Raw genomic sequence first — 1,353 nt, 5'->3', positions numbered from 1 at the left:
CCCGGCCGGCGCCGCGGTAACCGGCGCCGCCGCGCGCCCGTCCGTGCCGCCGCGCATCCAGGCATAGCCTGCGCCGGCCGCGGCAAGCGCGCCAAGGCCGAGCAGCAGTCGTGCGCGGCGCGTCACGGCTTCGCCTCGATCAGGGCTTCGAGGGTGGCGCGCAAGGCGGTGAAATCCGCCTCGGCATGACGGTAGTGGCCGAAGAGATTCGCCATGAACAGCCCGTCCGCCGCGGCCAGCACCGCCATGGCGGCGCCGTGCGGGATGCCGTCGGCCAGCAGCTCCGCCTTCATGCGCACCAGCACGGCGCGCATCGGGTCGAGCAGCGCCGGGTCGTGGTGGAAGGCGGCGAGGAAGACGGCGGCCGTTCGGTCGTGGTGGTCATGGCCTGGCGAGCAGTCGGCCTCCCCGAAGGCCCAGGCGAGGTAGGCGCGCGCGACGCGGCCTGGCCCTTCCGCCTGGCGGCCGACATTCGCGTCGAATTCCTGCCCGACGAAGGCGGCGAGGCGCTGCATCAGCCCCGCCAGCAGGGCTTCCTTGGAGGCGAAGTGGTAGAGCAGCCCGCCCTTGGAGACGCCGGCCTCGCGCGCCGCGGCCTCGAGTGTCAGGCCGGCGACACCGCGGGCGTGCACGATCCGCTCGACGGCATCGAGGATGCGGGTGCGGGCGTCGGCGGCGACGGTCGTTGCGGGAGCGTTCATGGCCGGGCGCATGTATACCGTCTGGACGGTCGATTCAACCGTCCAGACGGTACAGGATTCTGCATCCTTCGACCCAGGTGGGGCCGCTTCGGCTGCCGCGCCCCCGGAAGGCCGGCGCGGCACGTGGAGGCTGCACCCTGAAGCAGGACGCCGCACGGGATCCCCGCGCGGCTGCGAGGAACCGCCGGTCGCGCCGCGGTCCCGAGGCCCCGTCCGCGCGCGCATTCCCGTGCGATCGGCATCGCCCCGGGCGTGAAGCCCGCCTGTGCGGCGCGCGACGCATGACGGGGCGTGGGCTCACAGGTCGGGCGCGGTCCCCGTCCAGCCGGCCGCCGCCGGGGCGAGGAGGCCGAGCCGAGCGACTCAGCGGATCTGGAAGCGCACCGGCACCGCGACTTCCAGGCTGTCGCCCGGCATGTCCGCGGGCATGGTCGGCAGGCTCGCGCGGCCGATCATCTCCCCCACCGCGCGGTCGAGGTCGGCATCGCCGGTGCTGCGCTCGATCCGCCAGCGGGCGACGCGGCCGTCCCGGGTGACGGTGAAGCGCAGCAGGGCGACACCGGCGGCGCGCCGGGAGCGGGCGGCGTCGGGGTAGCGCTTCTGCCGCTCCAGTGCTGCCGCGAGCGCCTGCAGGTAGGACGGCGGCGGCCCG

Annotated in this window: 2 protein-coding genes; both read right to left on the bottom strand. The window is 75.1% G+C overall.

Annotated elements, in window-relative coordinates; translation table 11 throughout:
• Positions 1-122 precede the first annotated feature (122 nt).
• Positions 123-701, bottom strand: a complete 579-nt coding sequence (locus GXW76_RS25365; protein ID WP_211864916.1) for a TetR/AcrR family transcriptional regulator — start codon at positions 699-701, stop codon at positions 123-125.
• A gap of 363 nt (positions 702-1,064) precedes the next feature.
• Positions 1,065-1,353 (bottom strand): energy transducer TonB (locus GXW76_RS25360; RefSeq protein ID WP_211864915.1); only part of this gene is annotated, 289 nt, incomplete at its 5' end.

The organism is Neoroseomonas soli, from assembly GCF_018129065.1.
Lineage (GTDB): Bacteria > Pseudomonadota > Alphaproteobacteria > Acetobacterales > Acetobacteraceae > Neoroseomonas > Neoroseomonas soli.
The sequence above is the reverse complement of the archived record's forward strand: the minus strand, read 5'-3'. Positions and strand labels throughout refer to the sequence as shown.

Excerpts from the sequence above, each read along its gene's own strand:
- GXW76_RS25365 (WP_211864916.1), bottom strand. The coding sequence starts at position 701 with ATGAACGCTCCCGCAACGACCGTCGCCGCCGACGCCCGCACCCGCATC.